A 23,656-nucleotide genomic window follows, 5' to 3' on the forward strand; every position below is an offset into this window, starting at 1 on the left:
TTCTTTATTTGTGGATGCATTGCTTTGCTCTGTATGTGTACCATTATAAGGTTACAAACAGAGGTTCGCAACGAAATTTTTAAAGTGAGTAGACATTGAGGGGTGAGTTTAAGTTGGCAGGACATCTTGTTCAATATGGTCGACGCACTCGGCGCAGTTATGCACGAATTAACGAGATACTCGAAGTTCCGAACCTGATTGAGATCCAACAAAAATCTTACGATTGGTTTTTGGAGGAAGGGTTGCGCGAAATGTTCCAGGATATCTCGCCGATCCAGGATTTTACAGGCAACTTGATTTTGGAATTTATCGATTACAGTCTCGGTGAACCGAAGTATACAGTAGACGACGCGAAAGAGCGTGACGTTACTTATGCAGCACCGCTTCGGGTCAAAGTCCGGCTCATTAATAAGGAAACCGGCGAAGTCAAAGAGCAGGAAGTATTCATGGGAGATTTCCCGCTGATGACCGACACCGGCACATTTATTATTAATGGTGCGGAACGGGTTATTGTCAGCCAGTTGGTTCGCTCTCCTAGCGTTTACTTCAGTACCAAAGTAGATAAAAACGCCAAAAAAACGTATACCGCTACAGTTATTCCTAACCGCGGCGCTTGGCTCGAACTGGAGATGGACGCGAAGGATGTTGTTTACGTCCGGATCGACCGCACACGTAAAATACCGGTGACGGTTCTCCTGCGTGCACTTGGTTTTGGCACAGACGCTGAGATTCTGGATCTGCTCGGTAATGACGAATATATCCGCAATACGCTGGACAAAGACAATACGGATTCCACGGAGAAAGCGCTGATTGAAATTTATGAGCGTCTTCGTCCGGGCGAGCCACCAACGCTGGATAATGCGAAAAGCTTGCTCGTAGCCCGTTTCTTTGATCCAAAACGTTATGACCTGGCTAATGTGGGTCGTTACAAAATCAACAAAAAGCTTCACATCAAGAACCGTTTGTTCAACCAACGTTTGGCTGAGTCTCTTGTGGATACCGAAACTGGCGAAATTATCGCTGAAGCAGGTCAAATGATTGACCGCCGTTTGTTGGATGAAATCATGCCGCAGCTGGAGAAAAGCGTTGGTTTCCGCACATATCACGTGGGCAACGGCGTTTTGGATGCCAATGATATCCCGATGCAAACGATTGATGTATTTTCACCGATTGAGGATGGTAAGGTCGTTAAACTGATTGCCAATGCTAACATTGATAAATCAGTGAAGAACGTTACACCGGCTGATATCATTTCCTCCATCAGCTACTTCATTAACCTTTTGCACGGCATCGGAAGCACAGATGATATCGATCACCTGGGTAACCGTCGTCTCCGCTCGGTTGGTGAACTCTTGCAAAACCAATTCCGTATCGGTTTATCCCGTATGGAACGTGTAGTTCGTGAGAGAATGTCCATTCAGGATGCTAACGTAATCACGCCTCAGGCATTGATTAACATACGTCCTGTTATCGCATCCATTAAAGAGTTCTTCGGTAGCTCCCAATTGTCACAGTTTATGGATCAAACGAACCCACTGGGTGAGTTGACGCATAAACGCCGTCTGTCCGCACTCGGACCGGGTGGTTTGACACGTGAGCGTGCCGGCATGGAAGTCCGTGACGTGCATCCATCCCACTATGGCCGGATGTGTCCAATCGAGACACCAGAGGGACCAAACATTGGTTTGATCAACTCCCTGTCGACATTTGCCCGTGTGAACGAATATGGATTCATTGAAGCTCCTTATCGCTGGGTAGATCCGAAGACTGGTGTCGTAACCGAGCAAATCGATTACCTGACAGCAGACGAAGAGGACAACTATGTCATCGCGCAAGCGAATGCGAAGCTGAATGAAGACAGCACTTTTGCCGAAGAAGCGATCATTGTACGTTACAACAAGCAGTCGGATAACATCCTTACGATGCCGAGTGAACGTGTTGACTACATGGACGTATCTCCTAAGCAGGTAGTATCTGTCGCTACGGCGCTCATTCCGTTCCTTGAGAACGATGACTCCAACCGTGCACTCATGGGATCGAACATGCAGCGGCAAGCCGTTCCACTCTTGATTCCTAAAGCTCCGCTGGTCGGAACAGGTATGGAACACAAAGCCGCAAAAGATTCCGGTGTATGTATTGTCTCCAAATATGACGGGATTATTGAACGTTCTTCTGCGAATGAGATTTGGTTGCGTCGTGTTGAAGAAGTCGATGGTCAAGAAGTTAAAGGCGATATCGTTAAATATAAATTACACAAATTTATGCGTTCGAACCAAGGAACATGCATTAACCAACGTCCGATTGTCAAAAGAGGTGCTGTTGTCAAAGCTGGCGACATCCTTGCAGACGGTCCTTCGACGGAAATGGGTGAATTGGCTCTGGGACGTAACGTCGTAGTTGCCTTCATGACTTGGGAAGGTTACAACTACGAGGATGCGATCTTGCTCAGTGAAAAACTCGTTAAAGAAGATGTGTATACATCCATTCATATCGAGGAATATGAGTCTGAAGCACGTGATACTAAACTCGGACCTGAAGAGATCACACGTGATATCCCGAACGTTGGGGAAGAAGCGCTGCGTAATCTGGATGAGCGCGGTATTATCCGTATCGGTGCTGAAATCAGTGCCGGTGACATTCTGGTTGGTAAAGTAACACCAAAAGGTGTAACGGAACTGACTGCTGAAGAACGTCTCCTGCATGCGATCTTCGGTGAGAAAGCGCGTGAAGTACGTGATACTTCCCTGCGTGTACCTCACGGTACTGACGGTATCGTAGTTGATGTAAAAGTCTTTACCCGTGAAAACGGTGATGAACTGCCTCCAGGTGTTAACCAACTCGTTCGTGTCTATATCGCTCAAAAACGGAAAATTTCCGAGGGTGATAAAATGGCCGGACGTCACGGTAACAAAGGGGTCGTGGCTCGTATCCTGCCGGAAGAAGATATGCCTTTCCTGCCGGACGGTACACCAGTTCAAATCGTTCTTAACCCGCTGGGCGTACCTTCCCGGATGAACATCGGTCAAGTACTTGAAGTTCACTTGGGTATGGCAGCCATGCAGCTCGGTATTCACGTAGCTACTCCTGTATTCGACGGAGCGAAGGAGTATGACGTCTTCGATACGATGGAAGAAGCAGGTATGCAGCGTAATGGTAAAACCGTTCTGTACGACGGACGTACGGGAGAAGAGTTCGAACGTGAAGTTACTGTCGGCGTCATGCATATGATCAAGCTGGCGCACATGGTTGACGATAAAATCCATGCTCGTTCCACAGGTCCTTACTCACTCGTTACGCAACAGCCTCTGGGTGGTAAAGCCCAGTTCGGTGGACAACGTTTCGGGGAGATGGAAGTATGGGCGCTTGAGGCTTATGGTGCGGCCTATACACTGCAAGAAATCTTGACTGTTAAGTCCGATGATGTTGTAGGTCGGGTGAAAACGTATGAGTCCATCGTCAAAGGCGAGAATGTTCCGGAACCAGGTGTTCCTGAATCATTCAAAGTATTGATCAAAGAGCTGCAAAGCTTGGGTATGGACGTTAAGATTTTGAGCGAAGATGAGCAAGAGATTGAAATGAAAGAAATGGACGATGAAGATGACGCTGCGAGCGATAAGCTCAGCCTCAACCTTGAGGGTACAGAGGTCGGAGCGGAGTAACCGCTTCGGGCGCATGATGACCGGCGTTTTTCATCAGGCTCGCGTCTTGCTCCGGCTTCGGCCGGAGGGGGCGTAACCTAGAATACAGGACTTGGTTAAGGAGGGTTGCTCCTTGTTGGACGTCAACAATTTCGAATACATGAAGATCGGGCTTGCTTCCCCAGAAAAAATTCGTTCTTGGTCCCGCGGAGAAGTGAAAAAACCGGAAACGATCAACTATCGTACGTTGAAACCGGAAAAAGAAGGGCTGTTCTGCGAAAAGATTTTTGGCCCTACAAAAGACTGGGAATGTCATTGCGGTAAATACAAACGCGTCCGTTATAAAGGCGTTGTCTGTGATCGTTGTGGCGTTGAAGTGACACGTGCGAAAGTACGCCGCGAACGGATGGGCCATATTGAGCTCGCTGCTCCGGTATCGCACATCTGGTACTTCAAAGGTATTCCGAGCCGCATGGGTCTCGCTTTGGATATGTCTCCAAGATCTCTTGAGGAGATTATTTATTTTGCATCATATGTAGTAACTGATCCAGGAGAAACTCCACTGGAGAAAAAACAGCTGTTGTCCGAGAAAGAATACCGCAGCTACCGTGAGAAATACGGATATGGATTCCAAGCTGGCATGGGTGCAGAAGCCGTTAAAAAACTGCTTCAAGACCTTGATGTGGATAAAGAGCTCGAATTCCTGAAGGAAGAGCTCCGCACTGCACAAGGACAACGTCGTAACCGTGCGATTAAACGTTTGGAAGTTATCGAAGCATTCCGCAACTCGGGTAATAAACCTGAGTGGATGATCATGGATGTACTTCCTGTTATCCCGCCAGAACTTCGTCCTATGGTACAGCTGGATGGTGGACGTTTTGCAACGTCTGACCTGAATGACCTGTATCGCCGTGTAATCAACCGGAACAACCGTCTGAAACGTTTGCTTGACCTGGGCGCGCCAGACATTATCGTGCAAAATGAAAAACGGATGCTGCAGGAAGCTGTTGACGCATTGATCGACAATGGCCGTCGTGGACGCCCTGTAACGGGTCCTGGTAACCGTCCTTTGAAATCCCTCAGCCACATGCTGAAAGGTAAACAAGGACGTTTCCGTCAGAACTTGCTCGGTAAACGGGTTGACTATTCCGGTCGTTCCGTTATCGTAGTCGGACCTTACCTGAAAATGTATCAGTGCGGTCTGCCTAAAGATATGGCACTTGAACTGTTCAAGCCTTTTGTTATGAAAGAGCTTGTAAATAAAGGCCTTGCCCACAACATCAAGAGCGCTAAACGTAAAGTTGAGCGTGTAAGTCCTGAAGTATGGGATGTTCTTGAAGAAGTAATTAAGGAGCACCCGGTTCTGCTGAACCGTGCCCCAACACTTCACAGACTCGGTATTCAAGCATTTGAACCGATTCTCGTTGAAGGTAAAGCAATCCGTCTTCACCCGCTCGTATGTACGGCATACAATGCCGACTTTGACGGTGACCAAATGGCCGTGCACGTTCCGTTGTCTGCTGAAGCTCAAGCAGAAGCACGTATCCTGATGCTTGCATCAGGTAACATTTTGAACCCGAAAGACGGTAAACCGGTTGTTACTCCTTCCCAGGATATGGTCCTTGGTTCTTACTACCTGACCATGGACAACAAGGAAGAAAAAGGAACAGGTATGATTTTGCGCACAGTAAACGAAGCTGTATCCGCGTACCAACGTGGTACTGCAGGTTTGCATGCTCGTGTAGCGATCCCGGTTAGAGCACTTGGCAAAACAAGCTTCACCGACGAACAACAAGATGCAATGTTGCTGACTACTGTCGGCAAAATCATCTTTAATGAAATCTTCCCGGCAAGCTTCCCTTACATCAATGATGCAACTCGTGCGAACCTTTACCAAGGTACCGCTGAGCATTCATTTGTATATGAGAAGGGTGCTGACCTTAGAGAAGCGATTATGAACGCTCCTTTGGCTGGTGGTGTCGGTAAAGAATATCTCGGTTCGATCATCGCACGTTGCTTTGAAATTTATCATACAACGGAAACAGCCGTTATTTTGGATAAAATCAAACAACTCGGATTCACATACTCCACTCGTGCCGGTATTACGGTTGCGGTATCGGATGTTATCGTTCCGGAAGAGAAAACCGAAATTCTTAGACAGTCGGAAGAAAAAGCACAAATCGTTACGAACCAGTACCGTCGTGGTCTGATTACGAACGAAGAGCGCTATGACCGCATCATTGATATCTGGTCGAAATCGAAAGATGATATCACCGAGATTCTGATGAAATCGATGGATCGTTATAACTCCATCATGATGATGGTTGACTCCAAAGCGCGGGGTAACAAATCGCAAATTACCCAATTGGGCGGTATGCGTGGTCTGATGGCCAACCCATCTGGTCGAATTATCGAACTCCCAATCAAATCGAACTTCCGTGAAGGTCTGACAGTACTCGAGTACTTTATTTCCACTCACGGTGCGCGTAAAGGTCTCGCGGATACAGCCCTGCGTACAGCCGACTCAGGTTACCTGACTCGTCGTCTCGTAGACGTTGCACAAGACGTGATCGTGCGTGAAGATGATTGTGGTACAGATAAAGGCTTTACGGTAAGTCGTATTCAGGATGGTAAAGAGGTTATCGAGGATCTCTATGACCGTATTGAAGGCAGATACTGCTTCGAAACTGTTCGTCATCCGGAAACAAAAGAAGTTATTGCACACCGCAATGAGCTGATTGACTCCGATAAAGCAGAAGCAATCATCAAAGCTGGCGTAACTAAATTGCAAATCCGTTCCGTACTCAGCTGCCGTGCTCGTCACGGTGTTTGCAAGAAGTGTTATGGTCGCAACTTGGCGACTGGTAAACACGTGGAAATCGGTGAAGCAGTTGGTATTATCGCAGCACAATCCATTGGTGAGCCAGGAACACAGTTGACAATGCGTACATTCCACACCGGTGGTGTAGCCGGAGACGATATTACGCAAGGTTTGCCGCGTATCCAGGAATTGTTTGAGGCTCGTAATCCTAAGGGTCAAGCAACAATCAGTGAGATTGATGGTGTTGTCAAAGAGATTCGCGAAGCGAAAGATCGTCGTGAAATCGAAATTCAAGGTGAAGCAGAATCCAAAGTTTACTCTGTTACCTACGGTTCCCGTGTGCGCGTAAGCGAAGGCATGGAAATTGAAGCTGGTGACGAGTTGACAGATGGTTCTATCGATCCAAAAGAAATGCTGCGCATTAAAGGCGTACGTGGCGTACAGAACTACATTTTGCAGGAAGTACAGCGCGTATACCGTAACCAAGGCGTAGAAATCAATGACAAACACGTTGAAGTTATGATCCGTCAAATGTTGCGTAAAATCCGTATCGTCGATGCAGGGGACACTACGCTGTTGCCAGGATCATTCGTGGATACGCATGAGTACGAAAGAGCTAACAAAACAGCGATTCTGAGTGATAAAGAGCCAGCGGTTGCGAAACCAATCCTGCTCGGTATTACGAAAGCATCCCTGGAAACAGACTCATTCCTCTCAGCGGCATCGTTCCAAGAGACTACACGTGTCCTGACAGATGCAGCGATCAAAGGTAAAGTCGATCAGTTGCTCGGTCTGAAGGAAAATGTAATCATCGGTAAATTGATTCCTGCAGGTACGGGCATGAACCGTTACCGCAGCATCAAATTTGCTGAACCAGAAGATGGCCAATCTTCAGTAGAAGAACTTGAGCCAGTTTCGGTTGATTAAATTGATTTGCTAACTTTATTCTAATTAATAGGATAAGTTAAGGTTTTGTATGCCAGGGGGCGGACGACTGTTTTATACGGACGGACGTTTCCCGGTATAGCAAAACTTGCAAGAAAATGTTTTAGGATTAGCATTGACATTGCTTGCGCTAGATGCTAATATATCAAAGGTGCGTGGGCAGCTGATTGTATATGGTCCTATTCGGAGGAATGAACAATGTCTAATGAAAAAGGTCTGCAAGATGCTCATGTCAAAATTGGTACCAAACAGACCATGCGGATGGTCCAGTCAGGAATGGCTGCTGAAGTCTATGTGGCTGAAGATAGTGATCCGCAGCTCACTTCCAAAATCATTGCCTTGTGTGAACAACACAATGTGAAGTACACGAAAGTGGACACAATGAAAAATCTCGGCAAAGCTTGCGGGATTGGAGTGGGAGCAGCAATGGCTGCTGTCGCAAAATGATAGAGTAAGGAACGTTTTTGTCCGAGAACTTTTAGGGATTCTCCAAGGCAAAAACTTTTCATTTGTCTTTTTATGAACCGCCTGGGTCTGTGGACTTAGCGTAAAGAGGTTTATAAAGAAACATGAACAATTGAGGAAGGGGGTGGCAATCACATGCCAACTATTAACCAACTGGTTCGTAAAGGACGTCAAGCTAAAGTTGACAAGTCCAAATCGCCAGCTTTGCAAAAAGGGTTCAACGCTTTGAAACGTGAATCTACTAACATCAGTGCCCCACAAAAACGTGGTGTCTGCACTCGTGTAGGTACAATGACTCCACGTAAACCAAACTCTGCACTTCGTAAGTATGCCCGTGTTCGTTTGACGAACCGTCTCGAGGTAACTGCTTATATCCCGGGAATCGGACATAACCTTCAAGAGCACAGCGTTGTGTTGATCCGCGGAGGTAAAGTTAAAGACCTTGCAGGGGTTCGTTATCACATCGTTCGTGGAGCTCTTGATACTGCAGGCGTAAACAACCGTATGCAAGCTCGTTCGAAATACGGTGCTAAACGTCCAAAAGCTAAAAAAGCCTAAAACATTAATAAGTAGCCATCCTATTTACCTTTTGGATTAATATCTGAAAATGTTGGATTGGCTCAACAAGAAAGAAAGGGGGATATCCATGCCACGCAAAGGTCCAGTTACGAAAAGAGACGTGTTGCCAGATCCGGTATACAACTCCAAGTTGGTTACTCGTTTGATCAACCGCATCATGCTCGACGGAAAACGCGGTGTTGCTCAAAGCATTCTGTATAATGCGTTCAAGTTGATTCAAGAACGTACGGGTAATGACCCGATGGAAGTATTTGAAGCAGCAATCAAGAATATCATGCCAGTCCTGGAAGTTAAAGCTCGCCGTGTCGGCGGTGCCAACTACCAAGTACCAATCGAGGTAAAACCAGAGAGACGTACTTCTTTGGGATTACGTTGGCTCGTGAACTACTCCCGCAACCGCGGTGAGAAAACAATGGAAGAGCGTTTGGCGGCTGAGATCATCGACGCTTCCAACAACACAGGCGCTTCCGTTAAGAAACGTGAAGACACGCACAAAATGGCTGAAGCAAACAAAGCGTTTGCTCACTACCGTTGGTAGGATTCAGTTCACAATAATAACTTCAATTTTGAAGGGAGACCCAATTCATGGCAAGAGAGTTCTCCTTGAAAAATACACGTAATATCGGGATCATGGCTCATATTGACGCGGGTAAAACCACTACAACTGAGCGGATCTTGTTCTACACAGGCCGTACGCACAAAATCGGTGAAGTTCACGAAGGCGCTGCGACAATGGACTGGATGGAACAGGAACAGGAGCGCGGAATTACGATTACTTCCGCTGCGACTACCGCTGCTTGGAAGGGCCACCGCGTTAATATCATTGATACCCCGGGACACGTTGACTTCACTGTTGAAGTTGAACGTTCCCTTCGTGTATTGGACGGAGCAGTTGGTGTATTCAGTGCGAAAGAAGGCGTTGAGCCTCAGTCCGAAACCGTATGGAGACAGGCTGACAAGTACGGCGTACCTCGTATCGCTTACGTAAACAAAATGGATATCATCGGTGCTGACTTCCTGAACGTTGTATCTGACATGCGTGATCGCCTTCAAGCGAACGCTGTTGCGATTCAACTTCCAATCGGTGCTGAAAATGATTTCATCGGTATTATCGATATCGTTGAACAAAAGGCTCATATGTACAAAGATGACCTTGGTCAAAATATCGAGGAAACCGAAATTCCTGCGGAATTCAAAGAGCAAGTTGAAGAACTCCGTAACGAATTGATCGAGCGTGTCGCAGAACTGGATGAAGAATTGACAATGAAATACCTGGAAGGCGAAGAGATCACTATTGAAGAGATCAAAGGCGCTCTCCGTAAAGGTGTTGTAGATGTTAAGATCTTCCCTGTTATCTGTGGTTCCTCATATCGTAACAAAGGTGTTCAACTGATGTTGGATGCTGTTATCGACTACTTGCCAGCTCCAACTGATGTACCAGCTATCACTGGTCACCTCGAAGATGGAACTGAAGCTATTCGCAAGTCTTCCGATGAAGAGCCATTCTCTGCATTGGCCTTCAAAATCATGACTGACCCTTACGTTGGTAAATTGACATTCTTCCGCGTATATTCCGGTGTTCTTCAATCCGGTTCTTACGTATTGAACGCCACTAAAAATAAACGTGAGCGTATCGGTCGTATCCTTCAAATGCATGCGAACAGCCGTCAAGAGATCACTGAAGTTTACTCCGGTGACATTGCAGCTGCCGTAGGTTTGAAAGATACGGGTACAGGTGATACACTGTGTGATGAGAAAAATCCGGTTATCCTGGAGTCAATGAACTTCCCTGATCCGGTTATCGAAATCGCCGTTGAACCTAAAACCAAAGCTGACCAAGATAAAATGGGTGTTGCTCTCGGTAAGTTGACTGAAGAGGATCCTACTCTTCGTGCTCATACTGACGAAGAAACAGGCCAAACAATCTTGGCAGGTATGGGTGAGCTTCACCTTGATATCATCATTGACCGTATGCGTCGTGAGTTCAAGGTTGAAACTACTGTGGGTAAACCACAAGTAGCTTACCGTGAAACATTCCGTGCACCAGCGCGCGTTGAAGGTAAATTCGTTCGTCAATCCGGTGGTCGTGGTCAATACGGTCACGTATGGGTTGAGTTCGAACCTCTCGAGCCGGGTACAGGCAGCCAGTTCGAAAGTAAGGTTGTCGGTGGTTCCGTTCCAAGAGAATACATTCAACCAGCTCTTGCAGGTATCGAAGAGCAAATGAAAAACGGCGTTATCGCAGGCTTCCCGCTTGTTGACGTTAAGGCTACAATCGTAGACGGATCTTACCATGATGTCGATTCCAACGAGATGGCATTTAAAATTGCCGGATCAATGGCGCTGAAAGCTGCGAAAGACAAATGTAGTCCAGTTCTGCTTGAGCCAATCATGAAAGTAGAAGTAACCGTTCCAGAAGAGTACATGGGTGACGTTATGGGTATGCTTAACTCCCGTCGTGGCCGCATCGAAGGTATGGATTCCCGTAGTGGAGCCCAAATCATCCGTGCTAAAGTACCTTTGTCTGAAATGTTCGGATACTCTACAACTCTTCGTTCCGGTACTCAAGGACGCGGCGTATTCTCCATGGAGCTTTCTCACTATGAAGAAGTTCCTAAGAGCATCGCTGAAGAGATTGTTGCCAAAACAAAAGGAACCGAGTAGTTTTCTCTCATTGAATGAAAGTGCATAAGAGTCATATATTCTTTGCACTTCATTTAGTGAAAACATAAAATTATAATTTTAAGGAGGCCACGTTCAAATGGCAAAGGCTAAATACGAACGTAATAAACCCCACGTTAACATTGGTACTATCGGTCACGTCGACCATGGTAAAACAACTCTGACTGCTGCAATCACAACTGTATTGTCTAAAACTTACGGTGGTGCTGCTGTAGCATTCGACCAAATCGACAAAGCTCCAGAAGAGCGCGAGCGCGGTATCACAATCTCCACAGCTCACGTTGAGTACGAAACTGACACTCGTCACTACGCTCACGTAGACTGCCCAGGTCACGCCGACTATGTTAAAAACATGATCACTGGCGCGGCTCAAATGGACGGAGCTATCTTGGTAGTATCCGCAGCTGACGGCCCAATGCCACAAACTCGTGAGCACATCTTGCTCTCCCGTCAAGTAGGCGTACCTTACATTGTTGTATTCTTGAACAAATGTGACATGGTTGAAGACGAAGAGTTGTTGGAATTGGTTGAGATGGAAGTTCGCGACCTTCTTAACGAATATGAGTTCCCAGGTGATGATACTCCAATCACTCGTGGATCCGCTCGTGAAGCTCTGCAAAACCCTGATGGTGAGTGGGCTCAAAAAATCGTTGAGATGTTCAAAGAAATCGATACGTACATCCCACTGCCTGAGCGTCAAACTGACAAACCTTTCTTGATGCCTGTCGAGGACGTATTCTCCATCACTGGTCGTGGTACTGTTGCTACAGGTCGTGTAGAGCGTGGTACTGTTAAAGTCGGCGAAGAGATCGAAATCGTTGGTATTACTGAAGAAACTAAAAAATCCGTAGTTACGGGCGTTGAAATGTTCCGTAAATTGCTGGATTCCGCTCAAGCGGGTGACAACATCGGCGCATTGCTGCGTGGTGTTGACCGTACTCAAATCGAGCGTGGACAAGTATTGGCAAAACCGGGTTCTGTTAAACCACACACAGAATTCTCTGCACAAATCTACGTTTTGACTAAAGAAGAGGGTGGCCGTCACAAGCCTTTCTTCACTGGATACCGTCCACAGTTCTACTTCCGTACAACTGACGTAACTGGTATCATCAACTTGCCAGAAGGTACTGAAATGGTAATGCCTGGTGACAACATCACGGTTACTGTTCAACTGATCTCCCCAATCGCGATTGAAGAAGGAACTAAGTTCTCCATTCGTGAAGGTGGCCGTACAGTAGGTGCAGGTTCCGTAGCAACTATTCAAAAATAATTCAGCTTATCGCTGAGTAAGCATATGCAACAGTGTACTGGAACGAGTAACATTGTACTGTAACGAAGCTTCGGAAGAGTTCTTTATCCGACATCGGATAGAGAACTCTTTTATTATGTAAATGATTCGGAACCTGCGTCACAAGGTTTGAAGATCATTCGGAATTGTAAAGAAAGATTGGCTAAGGCAGCTAGTATAGAGTAGGAAAACAACATATTAAACGAAGTCATTTCACTCGAAAAGATTAGTTTAAATGTTTTTCTTAAATATGCTTGCAATACGCCCATCTTTTCTATATAATAATGAATGTTGTTCTGTGACGTTGCGATGATGTGAGAGGTTACTGGCACACCCGGCCCCTTTGCCATGGGAGAGTGGCTAGAAAATTTTCACGGAGTATGTCCGATACCAAATTGGGCGATAGAAGGAGGGACTAAAATGGCAAAGCAAAAAATTCGTATTCGTTTGAAAGCTTACGACCACAGAATTCTTGATCAATCCGCGGAGAAAATTGTTGAAACTGCAAAACGTTCGGGTGCTGGTGTATCCGGTCCGATTCCGCTTCCAACTGAAAAACAAATCATTACTATTCTTCGTGCGGTGCACAAGTACAAGGATTCTCGGGAACAATTCGAACAACGCACTCATAAGCGTTTGATCGATATCGTTAACCCGACTCCACAAACTGTGGATGCCTTGATGCGCTTGGATCTGCCGTCCGGTGTAGATATCGAAATTAAATTGTAATATAAAGCAACATTAGATTATTTATGAAGGAAAAGAGGTGTCAACATGAAAGGTATCTTAGGAAAAAAACTTGGAATGACTCAAGTATTTACACCTGAAGGTAACGTCGTTCCAGTAACGGTTATCGAAGCAGGACCTTGTGTTGTTTTGCAGAAGAAAGATCTTGAGAACGATGGCTACGAAGCAGTTCAAATCGGTTACTCCGATAAGAAAGAGAAAAATGCTAACAAGCCAGAAGCAGGACACGCTAAAAAAGCGAATACTGCACCTAAGCGCTACGTTCGTGAACTTCGCGGCATTAACATCGCGGAATATGAAGTTGGCCAAGAATTGAAAGCTGACATTTTCGCAGAAGGCGAGTTCGTTGACGTAACAGGTATTTCTAAAGGTAAAGGTTTTGCCGGCGTAATCAAACGTTGGGGACAAAGCACTGGACCTATGTCACACGGTTCTCGTTATCACCGTGGCCCAGGTTCGATGGGTTCGATCCAAGCTAACCGCGTTCCTAAAGGCAAACACTTGCCAGGACACATGGGACATGAGACTGTTACAATCCAACGTCTTGAAGTTGTTAAAGTAGACGCTGAGCGTAACGTGTTGCTCGTGAAAGGTTCCATTCCTGGACCGAAGAACAGCCTTGTAAAAGTTAAAGAAACGGTGAAAAAATAACCACTGAAGAAAGGAGGAACACAAAATGCCAAAAGTATCAGTTTACAATGTAGATGGTAGCCAAGTAGGCGAAGTTGAATTGAACGATGCGGTTTTCGGAATTGAGCCGAACCAACACGTTCTGTACGATGCAGTTCTTATGCAACGCGCTTCCCTTCGTCAAGGTACCCACAAAGTAAAAGGACGTTCTGAAGTACGTGGCGGTGGACGTAAACCTTGGAAACAAAAAGGTACAGGTCGCGCTCGCCAAGGTTCGATTCGTTCTCCACAATGGAAAGGCGGCGGTATCGTATTTGGTCCGACACCACGGAGCTATGCATACAAACTGCCTAAGAAAGTTCGCCGTTTGGCGATCAAATCAGCTCTTTCATCCAAAGTGATCGACAATGACATTATCGTTCTGGATGCTCTCACGCTGAGCACACCTAAAACAAAAGAATTTGCAGCCATCTTGAACAACTTGAAAGTTGGACGCAAAGCTTTGATCGTAGCTCCTAGCTATGATGATAATGTGGCTCTTTCCGCACGGAATATTCCTGGCGTGAAATTCGTAGCTGCTGACGGCATTAATGTTCTTGACGTGCTTTCGCACGACAAATTGATCATTACGAAAGAAGCAGTTCAGAAGGTAGAGGAGGTGCTCGCGTAATGAAGGATCCTCGTGATATTGTAAAACGTCCGATTATTACGGAACGTACTGCTGACATGATGAACGACTTGAAATATGTATTTGAAGTCGATATCCGTGCAAACAAAACCGAGATCAAAAAAGCCGTAGAAGCTATTTTCAACGTAAAAGTGAAAAACGTGAACACTCTGCGTGTTCCAGCTAAGCCTAAACGGTACGGACGTTATTCCGGATATACAAGCGAATGGAAAAAAGCGTTTGTAACGCTGACACAAGACAGCAAAACGCTTGAGTTCTTTGAAACTGTATAATTGAAATTTTTGAAGTAAGGAGGGAAACCTAGTGCCAATCAAAAAGTATAAACCAACATCCCCGGCAAGACGGAACATGTCCGTTTCTACATTTGAGGAAATCACCACAGATAAGCCGGAGAAATCGTTGTTGGCCCCGTTGAGCAAACAAGCAGGCCGCAACAACCAAGGTAAAATTACAGTTCGTCACCACGGTGGTGGACACAAACGTAAATACCGTATCATTGACTTCAAACGTACTAAAGATGGAATACCGGGCCGCGTTGCTACGATTGAGTATGACCCGAACCGTACATCCAACATCGCTTTGATTCACTACGCTGATGGTGAGAAACGTTACATTATCGCTCCTAAAGGTCTGAAAGTTGGCGATCAAGTATTCTCCGGTCCTGACGCAGACATCAAAATCGGTAACGCACTGCCACTTGAAAACATTCCAGTAGGTACCGTTATCCACAACATCGAGTTGAAACCAGGTAAAGGCGGACAATTGGTTCGTGCTGCTGGTACAGAAGCTCAATTGCTTGGTAAAGAAGAAAAATACGTATCCGTTCGTCTCTCTTCCGGAGAAGTTCGTCGTATTCTGAAAGTTTGCCGCGCAACAATCGGATCTGTTGGTAACCAAGACCACGAGCTCATCAAAATCGGTAAAGCCGGTCGTAGCCGTTGGTTGGGACAACGTCCTGAAGTTCGTGGTGTAGTAATGAACCCTAACGATCACCCACACGGTGGTGGTGAAGGTCGTGCTCCAATCGGACGTAAATCGCCAATGTCACCATGGGGTAAACCTACTCTTGGTTACAAAACGCGTAAGAAAAATAAAGCTTCTGATAAATACATCATTCGCCGCCGCACGAAGTAATACACACTGTGCATAACTTCGTGAGGCATCTGCGGATGCATAATAGCTACGTTTGAAGGGAGGATCTCCACATGGGTCGCAGTTTGAAAAAAGGGCCATTCATTGATGGCTACATGCTGAAAAAGGTAGAAGAGATGGAAGCATCCGGTAAAAAGCTTGTTATTAAAACCTGGTCCCGTCGTTCTACAATTTTCCCGCAATTCATCGGACACACATTTGGCGTATATGACGGTCGTAAACACGTACCAGTATACGTAACTGAGGACATGGTCGGACACAAATTGGGTGAGTTCGCTCCAACCCGTACGTACAAAGGCCATACTGATGATGATAAGAAAACAAGAAGATAAATGAACATCTTTAATGTTTGAGAGGAGGTTACACAATGGAAGCAAAAGCACATGCTAAGTTTATCCGGATTGCTCCTCGTAAAGTTCAACTCGTTGTTGACTTGATTCGCGGCAAGCAAGTTGGTGAGGCGGTTGCCATTCTCCGTCACACTCCGAAATCCGCTTCTCCGATTGTTGAGAAGTTGCTTAACTCCGCGATTGCAAATGCGGAACATAACTATTCTTTGGATGTTAATAACTTGGTCATTTCGCAAGCTTACGTGAACCAAGGACCGACAATGAAACGTTTCCGCCCTCGTGCAATGGGACGTGCAAGTCGTATTAACAAACGTACTAGCCACATCACTTTGGTGGTATCTGAAAAGTAGAAGGAGGGGAAATGTGTGGGCCAAAAGGTAAATCCAGTCGGACTCCGTGTCGGAATTATCCGTGACTGGGAATCTAAGTGGTATGCAGGTAAAGACTTCGGCGATCTTTTGATGGAAGACGTGAAAATTCGTGAATTCCTGAAAAATAAATTGAAAGACTCCGCTATGTCTCGTGTTGAAATCGAGAGAGCGGCTAACCGCGTAAACGTAACGATTCACACTGCGAAACCAGGTATGGTTATCGGTAAGGGTGGTTCGGAAGTTGAAAATCTGCGTAATCAAATTACGAAAATCGCAGGCGGTAAAAAAGTACACATCAACATTTCTGAAATTAAGAACCAAGACCTGGACGCAATCCTGGTAGCTGAAAGCATCGCACAACAATTGGAACGTCGTGTTTCTTTCCGTCGTGCTCTGAAACAAGCTATTCAAAGAACAATGCGCTCTGGTGCAAAAGGTATTAAAACTCAAGTGGGCGGACGTCTTGGCGGTGCTGAGATTGCTCGTTCGGAAGGCTACAGCGAAGGAACTGTTCCACTGCACACGCTTCGTGCCGACATCGACTACGGTACAGCAGAGGCTCATACTACTTACGGCCGTATCGGCGTAAAAGTATGGATCTATCGTGGAGAGGTTCTTCCTACGGCTAAGAAACAAGCTGCTAAGGAAGGAGGCAACTAATCATGTTGGTACCAAAACGTGTAAAACACCGTAAGCAACAACGCGGACATATGAAGGGCCAAGCTAAAGGCGGAACTACGCTGAACTTTGGCGAATACGGTCTGCAAGCTACGGAACCGGCTTGGATTACGAACCGTCAAATCGAAGCGGCTCGTATTGCGATGACTCGTTACATCAAACGTGGTGGTAAAGTTTGGATTAAAATCTTCCCAGACAAACCAATCACTCAAAAGCCTCTCGAGGTTCGGATGGGTAGCGGTAAAGGTAACGTAGAAAAATGGGTTGCAGTTGTGAAACCAGGTAAGATCATGTTTGAACTTGCTGGTGTACCGGAGGATATTGCTCGCGAAGCAATGCGTCTTGCCGCTCACAAACTGCCAATCAAAACGAAGTTTGTGAAACGTGAAGAATTGGGTGGTGAAGCAAATGAAAGCTAGTGAATTTCGCAACCTAACCTCTGCTGAAATCGAGCAAAAGATTGCCGGATTTAAAGAAGAACTCTTTAACCTCCGCTTTCAACTCGCTACCGGTCAGCTGGATAACCCGACTCGAATCCGTGATGTGCGGAAAGAAATAGCTCGTGCTAAAACCATTATCCGTGAAAGAGAATTGGGAATCGGTTAATTAGGGATCGGATGTCTAATCCGTCCGTAATCAGGAAGGAGGCCAACAATGAGCGAAGAACGTAACGCACGTAAAGTGCAAACAGGTAAAGTAGTCAGTGATAAAATGGATAAAACGATCGTTGTTGCTGTAGAAACTTACAAAAAACACGACTTGTACCATAAACGTATCAAGGTTACTAAAAAATTCAAAGCGCATGACGAAGAAAACACTGCGAAAATCGGTGACACGGTGAAAATCATGGAGACTCGTCCGCTTTCGAAAGATAAACGCTGGAGACTTACTGAAGTCGTAGAAAAAGCGATTATCATCTAATGCATCAGCAGCATAGCTGAAAGGAGGAATACTAAATGATTCAACCATTTACACGTTTGGCTGTGGCCGACAACTCCGGTGCGAAGGAACTGATGTGTATCCGCGTACTCGGCGGTACGGGACGTCGTACAGCTCAAATCGGTGATCTGATCGTTTGTTCGGTAAAACAAGCAACACCAGGCGGCGTTGTCAAAAAAGGTGATGTAGTTAGAGCGGTTGTTGTTCGTACGAAACGTTCTGTACGTCGTAAAGACGGTTCCTACATCGGTTTTGATGAAAATGCAGCGGTTGTTGTAAAAGACGACAGAAGCCCACGTGGAACACGTATTTTCGGACCTGTTGCTCGTGAACTCCGCGAGAAAGACTTCATGAAAATCGTTTCCTTGGCCCCAGAAGTTATCTAAAGCTTAATCTCGTGATGTTAGAAACAGGAGGTGTACGAAATGCCAAGAGTGAAAAAAGTTCTGGAATCCCATAACAATAAACTTCATGTTAAAAAAGAAGATACAGTTATGGTGATCAGCGGTAAAGACAAAGGTAAAAAAGGCCGTGTCATCGCTGCTTATCCTCGTGAGAACCGCGTCCTTGTGGAAGGTGTTAACATGATTAAAAAACACCAGAAGCCTAACCAGCAAAATCCGCAAGGCGGCATTATCGAGAAGGAAGCTCCGATTCACGTTTCCAACGTAATGCACATCGATCCGAAGAGCGGAAAAGTAACCCGTGTAGGTTACAAAGTGTTGGATAACGGAAAGAAAGTGCGCGTTGCAAAACGTTCCGGAGAAATTATCGACTAATTGAACCGAATGAGAAAGGAGGTCTATGATTCATGGCAGCAAGAATGAAAGAACGTTACCTTAACGAAATTGCTCCTGCTTTGATGCAGAAGTTCAACTATACAACGGTAATGCAAGTGCCGAAAATCGAGAAAATCGTTATCAACATGGGTGTGGGCGATGCAGTTCAAAACTCTAAAGTGTTGGATTCCGCAGTAAACGATTTGCAACTGATCGCAGGTCAAAAACCTGTAATCACTCGTGCTAAAAAATCTATCGCAGGTTTCAAACTGCGTGAGAACATGCCTATCGGTGTGAAAGTAACATTGCGCGGCGAGCGCATGTACTTCTTCCTCGATAAACTGTTCAACGTTACGCTTCCTCGTGTCCGCGACTTCCGCGGTGTATCGAGCAAAGCTTTCGACGGACGTGGTAACTACACACTGGGTCTGAAAGAACAATTGATCTTCCCAGAGATCGAGTATGATAAAGTAGACAAAGTCCGCGGTATGGATATTGTCATCGTAACAACGGCGAAAACAGACGAAGAATCCCGTGAATTGCTCACGCAACTCGGAATGCCTTTCGTAAAATAATGTTGCTATAACGTTTCCGGGTGTCTGGAAAGACTCCCTTTTCTCCGAAATTATTTAGGAGGTGTCAGGCTAAGTGGCAAAAACTTCGATGAAAGTTAAACAACAACGTACACCAAAGTTTAAAGTACGTGCTTATACACGCTGTGAGCGTTGCGGACGTCCACATTCGGTACTGCAGAAGTTCAAAATTTGCAGAATTTGCTTCCGTGAATTAGCTTATAAAGGCCAGATCCCTGGCGTGAAAAAAGCAAGCTGGTAAAAAGTCCTGAACGGGAAGGAGGTTAACTCACAATGACTATGTCTGATCCAATTGCAGATATGCTTACTCGTATTCGTAACGCGAACACAGTTCGTCACGAAACGGTAGAAATGCCTGCTTCGACAATGAAAAAACAAATCGCCGACATCTTGAAGCGTGAAGGTTTTATCCGTGACGCTGAAGTTATCGATGATAACAAACAAGGGATTATCCGTGTTTTCCTGAAATACGGTCAAAATAACGAGCGTGTTATTACTGGTCTGAAAAGAATCAGTAAACCTGGTCTTCGTGTTTACACGAAAAGCAACGAAGTACCTCGTGTACTTGGTGGTCTGGGTATCGCTATTATCTCGACATCCAAAGGTATCATGACGGACAAAGAAGCTCGTCAATCAAAATCCGGCGGAGAAGTCGTCTGCTACGTTTGGTAATATAACGTCACAAGATAGGAGGTGCAACATATGTCTCGTATTGGTCGCAAACCAATTACAGTACCAAGTGGTGTGGACATCACACTGGACAACACCGTTATTACGGTAAAAGGACCAAAAGGATCTTTGACTCGTGAACTTCATAAAGACATGAAGGTTACAGTTGAAAACAACGAAATTACAGTTGTGCGTCCTTCCGATAACAAAACTCACCGTTCTTTGCACGGCACAACGCGTAGCGTTGTAAACAACATGGTGAGTGGTGTTACTGAAGGATTCGCAAAATCTCTGGAGCTGGTTGGGGTCGGATATCGTGCAAGCAAATCCGGAGATAAAATCGTTCTGAACGTTGGGTACTCTCACCCGGTTGAAATTACACCGGAAGCGGGAATCGAATTCGAAGTTCCTTCGAATACGAAAATCATCGTTCGCGGAATCGATAAAGAGCGTGTAGGTGCTTACGCTGCTAAAATCCGTTCCGTTCGTGAACCTGAGCCGTACAAAGGTAAAGGTATCAAATATGAAGGCGAGCGTATCATCCGTAAGGAAGGTAAAGCCGGTAAGAAGAAATAAGATTTTTCTTACCGCCTTTGCGCGGTTTTCGGCTTGCTTGCTTCTTGTGTTTCTAATATACCCCGTGGCTTCCGGTTTGAAGCCAGCGAGGTAACCTGAAAGGAGTGAATCCCTGAGATGATTACGAAACAAGATAAAAACAAGGCTCGTCTGAAAAGACACCTGCGTGTTCGTAAGAAAATCCAAGGAACGGCAGCACGTCCTCGTTTGAACGTATTCCGTTCTGGTAAACATATGTATGCTCAAATCATCGATGATGTAGCTGGTGTTACGATTGCTTCCGCGTCTACTGTAGACAAAGAATTGAGCGGCGACATCAAAAACGGCGCATCTGTTGAATCTGCTCGTAAAGTTGGCGAACTCGTTGCTAAACGTGCAAAAGACAAAGGCGTTTCTAACATCGTATTTGACCGTAGCGGTTATCTGTACCATGGTCGTATCGCAGCATTGGCTGCAGCGGCTCGTGAAGCAGGACTTGAGTTTTAAGATATTTTTCAAAAGGAGGTTAACGACTTGCGTGTAGATCCGAATACTTTGGAACTGACTGAAAGAGTTGTAAATATTAATCGCGTAGCTAAAGTAGTAAAAGGCGGACGCCGTTTCAGCTTTAGCGCACTGGTTGTAGTCGGCGACGGCAACGGCTGGGTTGGAGCTGGTATCGGTAAAGCGGGCGAAGTACCTGATGCAATTCGCAAAGGTATTGAAGACGCTAAGAAAAACCTTGTACACGTTCCACTCGTAGGAACTTCGATTCCTCACTTGGTAACAGGTAAGTTCGGCGCAGGACGCGTTCTGTTGAAACCAGCATCTGAAGGTACTGGTGTTATCGCTGGTGGTCCTGTACGTGCGGTTCTCGAACTTGCTGGTGTAGGTGACATTTTGACAAAATCTCTGGGTTCTTCGAATTCCATGAACATGGTCAATGCGACTTTGGAAGGTTTGTCCCGTTTGAAGCGTGCTGAAGACGTGGCAAAACTGCGCGGCAAATCCGTCGAAGAGCTTCTGGGTTAAGGAGGGAATCTCATGGCTAAATTAGAAATTACCCTCGTCCGCAGCTTGATCGGACGTCCGGAGACGCAAAGAACAACTGTGAAAACATTGGGCTTGCGCAAAATCAACAGTAAAGTGGTTCAAAACGACAATCCTGCCATTCGTGGTATGATTAACAAAGTAAGCCACTTGGTCGCTGTTAAAGAAGTAGAAGCTTAAAAAAGGGTTAATCCCACAAATCTTTAAGGAGGTGCAACGAACGATGAAGTTACATGAGCTTTCACCATCTCCTGGATCCCGCAAAGAACGTAAACGTCTTGGTCGCGGTCCAAGTAGTGGTACAGGTAAAACATCAGGTCGCGGTCACAAAGGACAAAACGCTCGTTCTGGCGGTGGAGTACGTCCAGGCTTCGAAGGTGGACAAAATCCATTGTATCGTCGCTTGCCAAAACGTGGTTTTGTAAACCCAACTCGCAAAGAATATGCAGTTGTGAATACTGAAGACCTGAACAGTTTTGCTGCGGGTACTGAAGTAACTCCAGAATTCTTGATGACGAACGGCGTAGTTAAAAACGCTAAATCCGGAATCAAAATCCTGGGTAACGGTGATGTCACTGTGAAGCTGACTGTTAAAGCTAACAAGTTTTCTCAATCTGCTATTGAGAAAATTGAAGCTGCCGGCGGTACAACTGAGGTGATTTAATGTTCAAGACCCTAAAGAATATCTGGCGGGTTGAAGATCTGCGCAAAAGGGTATTATTTACCCTTTTTGTACTGATCATTTACCGCATCGGCTCCTTTGTCCCCGTACCGGGAGTTAACAAAGATGTGTTCGAAGCGACAAATTCTGCGGGTAAAGAAGTTTTTGGACTTCTCAATACGTTCTCGGGTGGAGCGCTCTTTCAGTTCTCGATATTTGCGCTCGGGATCGTGCCTTACATCACTGCGTCTATCATAGTGCAGCTGCTTTCCATGGACGTTATTCCAAAATTAGCGGAGTGGGCTAAGCAGGGGGAACAAGGTAAGAAAAAATCTGCACAACTGACCCGTTATTTAACGGTAGGTCTGGCATTGATTCAAGCGTTTGGTACGTCGATCGGATTCAACCGCTTGTACAATACAGAAATGGTGCCTAATGCAACATTTGCAGATTATATCTTGATCGCGATTGTACTTACGGCCGGTACTTCATTCCTAATGTGGCTTGGTGAGCAGATCACCGAGAAGGGCATAGGAAACGGGATTTCGATTTTGATCTTTGCGGGTATCCTATCAACGGTGCCTAACATTATCAAACAAACAATCGAATCTGACTTCATCCAAGCTGATCAACTGTTCATGAACATTCTTAAAGGGGTAATCGTTGCAATTGTTATTGTACTGATTATCATAGGTGTCATTTACATTCAGCAGGCGATTCGGAAAATTCCTGTACAGTACGCTAAACGCGTCGTAGGTAACAAAATGTACGGTGGACAGAACACACATATCCCGCTGAAGATTAATGCAGCAGGTGTTATCCCTGTCATCTTTGCTTCATCTCTGTTGATGTTCCCATCGATCATCGCCAACTTCTGGGCTGATCGTGCATGGGCACAGTGGATCGGAGCCAATCTCACTACTCATAAACCTCTGGGTATGTTACTGTATGTAGTGATGATTTTCGGATTCACATTCTTCTATACTTTTGTACAGATGAATCCACAGCAGATGGCTGACAACATGAAAAAGAACGGCGGTTACATCCCAGGCATTCGTCCGGGTAAAGCAACCGAGAAATATCTGACCCGTGTCATGACTCGTTTGACAACGGCAGGTGCCATCTTCTTGGCAGTAATTTCCGTTCTGCCTGTAATCTTGGGGGCACTTTCTGGTTTGCCTCAATCTGCGCAAATTGGAGGAACGTCTCTCCTGATCGTTATCGGTGTTGCGCTGGATACGATGAAGCAAATCGAAAGCCAATTGATCAAACGCCACTACAAAGGTTTTATCAATAAATAGGCAATAGGTACCGGTCAAGTTAAGATTTACTTGCCGGCACCTATTGTGCTGTTTGTTGATGTAGGGTAGTCTTGG

Annotated in this window: 29 protein-coding genes; all 29 read left to right on the forward strand. The window is 45.7% G+C overall.

Going from position 1 to position 23,656, the window contains the following annotated elements:
• Positions 1-113 precede the first annotated feature (113 nt).
• The 29 genes from rpoB to secY all read left to right on the forward strand — a co-directional run bounded on the left by rpoB (position 114) and on the right by secY (position 23,581).
• Positions 114-3,659 carry a DNA-directed RNA polymerase subunit beta gene (rpoB, locus tag HW560_RS09235; RefSeq protein WP_090905283.1) on the forward strand — a complete coding sequence of 1,182 codons (3,546 nt, stop codon included), beginning with the start codon at positions 114-116 and terminating at the stop codon, positions 3,657-3,659.
• 112 nt (positions 3,660-3,771) lie between these two features.
• Positions 3,772-7,386 carry a DNA-directed RNA polymerase subunit beta' gene (gene rpoC, locus HW560_RS09240; protein WP_076292164.1) on the forward strand — a complete coding sequence of 1,205 codons (3,615 nt, stop codon included), beginning with the start codon at positions 3,772-3,774 and terminating at the stop codon, positions 7,384-7,386.
• 216 nt (positions 7,387-7,602) lie between these two features.
• The gene (locus tag HW560_RS09245) at positions 7,603-7,851 is read left to right on the forward strand and encodes a ribosomal L7Ae/L30e/S12e/Gadd45 family protein (RefSeq protein WP_076292165.1); all 249 of its coding nucleotides are present in this window, start codon (positions 7,603-7,605) and stop codon (positions 7,849-7,851) included.
• A 153-nt stretch (positions 7,852-8,004) separates the two neighbouring features.
• The gene (gene rpsL / locus HW560_RS09250; RefSeq protein WP_056697677.1) at positions 8,005-8,427 is read left to right on the forward strand and encodes a 30S ribosomal protein S12; all 423 of its coding nucleotides are present in this window, start codon (positions 8,005-8,007) and stop codon (positions 8,425-8,427) included.
• 88 nt (positions 8,428-8,515) lie between these two features.
• On the forward strand, positions 8,516-8,986 hold the full coding sequence (rpsG, locus tag HW560_RS09255) for a 30S ribosomal protein S7 (protein ID WP_007432586.1): 471 nt from the start codon (positions 8,516-8,518) through the stop codon (positions 8,984-8,986).
• Between the two features lie 47 nt (positions 8,987-9,033).
• On the forward strand, positions 9,034-11,112 hold the full coding sequence (gene fusA / locus HW560_RS09260; RefSeq protein WP_090905285.1) for an elongation factor G: 2,079 nt from the start codon (positions 9,034-9,036) through the stop codon (positions 11,110-11,112).
• Positions 11,113-11,209: 97 nt separating this feature from the next.
• A complete protein-coding gene (gene tuf, locus HW560_RS09265; RefSeq protein ID WP_076292167.1) occupies positions 11,210-12,400 on the forward strand; it encodes an elongation factor Tu in 1,191 nt (396 codons plus the stop codon).
• 438 nt (positions 12,401-12,838) lie between these two features.
• On the forward strand, positions 12,839-13,147 hold the full coding sequence (rpsJ, locus tag HW560_RS09270) for a 30S ribosomal protein S10 (protein WP_017692074.1): 309 nt from the start codon (positions 12,839-12,841) through the stop codon (positions 13,145-13,147).
• A gap of 45 nt (positions 13,148-13,192) precedes the next feature.
• Complete coding sequence (rplC, locus tag HW560_RS09275; protein ID WP_090905287.1) at positions 13,193-13,816, forward strand: 50S ribosomal protein L3; 624 nt, start codon at positions 13,193-13,195, stop codon at positions 13,814-13,816.
• Between the two features lie 25 nt (positions 13,817-13,841).
• Positions 13,842-14,465, forward strand: coding sequence for a 50S ribosomal protein L4 (rplD, locus tag HW560_RS09280; RefSeq protein ID WP_062329471.1), 624 nt, complete (start codon positions 13,842-13,844; stop codon positions 14,463-14,465).
• A complete protein-coding gene (rplW, locus tag HW560_RS09285; RefSeq protein ID WP_024633586.1) occupies positions 14,465-14,755 on the forward strand; it encodes a 50S ribosomal protein L23 in 291 nt (96 codons plus the stop codon). The genes rplD and rplW overlap by 1 nt, the downstream gene beginning before the upstream one ends.
• Positions 14,756-14,786: 31 nt before the next feature.
• On the forward strand, positions 14,787-15,617 hold the full coding sequence (rplB, locus tag HW560_RS09290) for a 50S ribosomal protein L2 (RefSeq protein ID WP_076292169.1): 831 nt from the start codon (positions 14,787-14,789) through the stop codon (positions 15,615-15,617).
• Between the two features lie 71 nt (positions 15,618-15,688).
• Positions 15,689-15,967: a 30S ribosomal protein S19 gene (rpsS, locus tag HW560_RS09295; protein ID WP_024633584.1), complete on the forward strand. Its 279-nt coding sequence runs from the start codon at positions 15,689-15,691 to the stop codon at positions 15,965-15,967.
• A gap of 35 nt (positions 15,968-16,002) precedes the next feature.
• Positions 16,003-16,335, forward strand: coding sequence for a 50S ribosomal protein L22 (gene rplV, locus HW560_RS09300; protein WP_024633583.1), 333 nt, complete (start codon positions 16,003-16,005; stop codon positions 16,333-16,335).
• A 15-nt stretch (positions 16,336-16,350) separates the two neighbouring features.
• Positions 16,351-17,016, forward strand: a complete 666-nt coding sequence (rpsC, locus tag HW560_RS09305; RefSeq protein WP_024633582.1) for a 30S ribosomal protein S3 — start codon at positions 16,351-16,353, stop codon at positions 17,014-17,016.
• 2 nt (positions 17,017-17,018) lie between these two features.
• On the forward strand, positions 17,019-17,453 hold the full coding sequence (rplP, locus tag HW560_RS09310; protein WP_076292170.1) for a 50S ribosomal protein L16: 435 nt from the start codon (positions 17,019-17,021) through the stop codon (positions 17,451-17,453).
• The gene (gene rpmC, locus HW560_RS09315) at positions 17,443-17,640 is read left to right on the forward strand and encodes a 50S ribosomal protein L29 (RefSeq protein ID WP_017692083.1); all 198 of its coding nucleotides are present in this window, start codon (positions 17,443-17,445) and stop codon (positions 17,638-17,640) included. The genes rplP and rpmC overlap by 11 nt, the downstream gene beginning before the upstream one ends.
• Before the next feature lie 48 nt (positions 17,641-17,688).
• Positions 17,689-17,955: a 30S ribosomal protein S17 gene (gene rpsQ, locus HW560_RS09320; RefSeq protein ID WP_024633580.1), complete on the forward strand. Its 267-nt coding sequence runs from the start codon at positions 17,689-17,691 to the stop codon at positions 17,953-17,955.
• Positions 17,956-17,990: 35 nt separating this feature from the next.
• Positions 17,991-18,359 (forward strand): 50S ribosomal protein L14, encoded by a 369-nt coding sequence (rplN, locus tag HW560_RS09325; RefSeq protein WP_090905289.1) that lies wholly within the window; start codon positions 17,991-17,993, stop codon positions 18,357-18,359.
• 39 nt (positions 18,360-18,398) lie between these two features.
• Positions 18,399-18,752 (forward strand): 50S ribosomal protein L24, encoded by a 354-nt coding sequence (gene rplX, locus HW560_RS09330; RefSeq protein WP_024633578.1) that lies wholly within the window; start codon positions 18,399-18,401, stop codon positions 18,750-18,752.
• A gap of 32 nt (positions 18,753-18,784) precedes the next feature.
• On the forward strand, positions 18,785-19,327 hold the full coding sequence (gene rplE / locus HW560_RS09335) for a 50S ribosomal protein L5 (RefSeq protein ID WP_062329467.1): 543 nt from the start codon (positions 18,785-18,787) through the stop codon (positions 19,325-19,327).
• A 73-nt stretch (positions 19,328-19,400) separates the two neighbouring features.
• On the forward strand, positions 19,401-19,586 hold the full coding sequence (locus tag HW560_RS09340; RefSeq protein ID WP_013312154.1) for a type Z 30S ribosomal protein S14: 186 nt from the start codon (positions 19,401-19,403) through the stop codon (positions 19,584-19,586).
• Between the two features lie 32 nt (positions 19,587-19,618).
• On the forward strand, positions 19,619-20,017 hold the full coding sequence (gene rpsH / locus HW560_RS09345; RefSeq protein ID WP_017692088.1) for a 30S ribosomal protein S8: 399 nt from the start codon (positions 19,619-19,621) through the stop codon (positions 20,015-20,017).
• Positions 20,018-20,047: 30 nt separating this feature from the next.
• Positions 20,048-20,590 carry a 50S ribosomal protein L6 gene (gene rplF / locus HW560_RS09350; RefSeq protein ID WP_024633576.1) on the forward strand — a complete coding sequence of 181 codons (543 nt, stop codon included), beginning with the start codon at positions 20,048-20,050 and terminating at the stop codon, positions 20,588-20,590.
• A 117-nt stretch (positions 20,591-20,707) separates the two neighbouring features.
• Complete coding sequence (gene rplR / locus HW560_RS09355) at positions 20,708-21,076, forward strand: 50S ribosomal protein L18 (protein WP_062329465.1); 369 nt, start codon at positions 20,708-20,710, stop codon at positions 21,074-21,076.
• A gap of 27 nt (positions 21,077-21,103) precedes the next feature.
• Positions 21,104-21,601 carry a 30S ribosomal protein S5 gene (rpsE, locus tag HW560_RS09360; RefSeq protein ID WP_017692091.1) on the forward strand — a complete coding sequence of 166 codons (498 nt, stop codon included), beginning with the start codon at positions 21,104-21,106 and terminating at the stop codon, positions 21,599-21,601.
• A gap of 12 nt (positions 21,602-21,613) precedes the next feature.
• Positions 21,614-21,799, forward strand: coding sequence for a 50S ribosomal protein L30 (gene rpmD, locus HW560_RS09365; RefSeq protein WP_017692092.1), 186 nt, complete (start codon positions 21,614-21,616; stop codon positions 21,797-21,799).
• Between the two features lie 43 nt (positions 21,800-21,842).
• Complete coding sequence (gene rplO / locus HW560_RS09370; protein ID WP_062836188.1) at positions 21,843-22,283, forward strand: 50S ribosomal protein L15; 441 nt, start codon at positions 21,843-21,845, stop codon at positions 22,281-22,283.
• A complete protein-coding gene (gene secY, locus HW560_RS09375) occupies positions 22,283-23,581 on the forward strand; it encodes a preprotein translocase subunit SecY (RefSeq protein ID WP_062329461.1) in 1,299 nt (432 codons plus the stop codon). Before rplO ends, secY begins: the two co-directional genes overlap by 1 nt.
• Positions 23,582-23,656 lie beyond the last annotated feature (75 nt).

Source organism: Paenibacillus sp. E222 (assembly GCF_013401555.1).
Taxonomy (GTDB): domain Bacteria; phylum Bacillota; class Bacilli; order Paenibacillales; family Paenibacillaceae; genus Paenibacillus.